General features: G+C 67.2%; 1 rRNA gene and 1 pseudogene. One reads left to right on the top strand and one right to left on the bottom strand.

Features of this window, described 5'->3' with window-relative positions:
- Window positions 1-170 precede the first annotated feature (170 nt).
- Window positions 171-287: ribosomal RNA gene (rrf, locus tag ACWGDE_RS39145) — 5S ribosomal RNA — on the top strand.
- A 29-nt stretch (window positions 288-316) separates the two neighbouring features.
- On the opposite strand, the pseudogene ACWGDE_RS39150 reads toward rrf, so the two are convergent.
- Window positions 317-1,083 (bottom strand): annotated as a pseudogene (locus tag ACWGDE_RS39150) (hypothetical protein); the annotation flags it as partial.

A 1,083-nucleotide genomic window follows, 5' to 3' on the forward strand; every position in this document is an offset into this window, starting at 1 on the left:
CAGATGTGGAAGCCCGGTAACGGGTGGAGCTGACTGGTACTAATAGGCCGAGGGCTTGTCCTCAGTTGCTCGCGTCCACTGTGTTAGTTCTGAAGCAACGAACGGTTGCTGGTTTCTAGAGCTAGAACATAACTACAAAGTGTGCTTGTTCGCTCGAAACCGATTAGGGTTTCGGTGGTCATAGCGTTAGGGAAACGCCCGGTTACATTCCGAACCCGGAAGCTAAGCCTTTCAGCGCCGATGGTACTGCAGGGGGGACCCTGTGGGAGAGTAGGACGCCGCCGAACAATTTTTCAAAGGACCCCTGGTCCAGCGTTCAACGCTGGACCAGGGGTCTTTTTGTTTTTCGCCTCTTTACGCCGAAGCGCGGCCATGGGTTGGTTGCGCGAGAATGACTAGCGGTACCCCGAAGACAGGAGTCACACCCATGTCCAACTCTCCCGACGATCGTCCGGAGCGCGAGCCTCGGCGCAACGACGGCGGTGACAGGGGCGGCTACCGCGGGGGCCGTGACGACCGTGGCGGCGACCGTCCGCCGTTCCGTCGCGATGACCGCGGTGACCGCCCGACCGGTGGCGGCGGCGGTTTCCGCCGTGACGACCGTGGTGGCCGGCCCGCCGGCGCCGGTGGCGGCGGCTTCCGTGGTCGTGACGACCGTGGTGGCGACCGTCCGAGCTACCCCCGCCGTGACGACGACCGTGGTGGCCGTCCCTCGGGCGGCGGCGACCGTCCGTCCTTCCCGCGCGGTGACGACCGTGGCGGTGACCGCCCGCCGTTCCGTGGGAACGACCGTGGCGACCGTCCCTCCGGCGGTGGCTTCCGTGGGAACGACCGCGGTGACCGTCCCACCGGTGGCGGGTTCCGCGGCAACGACCGCGGTGACCGTCCCTCCGGTGGCGGTTTCCGTGGCAACGACCGTGGCGACCGTCCCTCCTTCCCGCGTCGTGACGACCGTGGTGGCGACCGTCCGAGCTTCCCGCGTCGTGATGACGACCGTGGTGGGTTCCGCGGTGGCCGTGACGACCGTGGTGGGGACCGTCCCTCCTTCCCGCGCCGTGACGACCGCGGTGGCGACCGTCCGTC

Source organism: Streptomyces sp. NPDC054956, assembly GCF_053609185.1.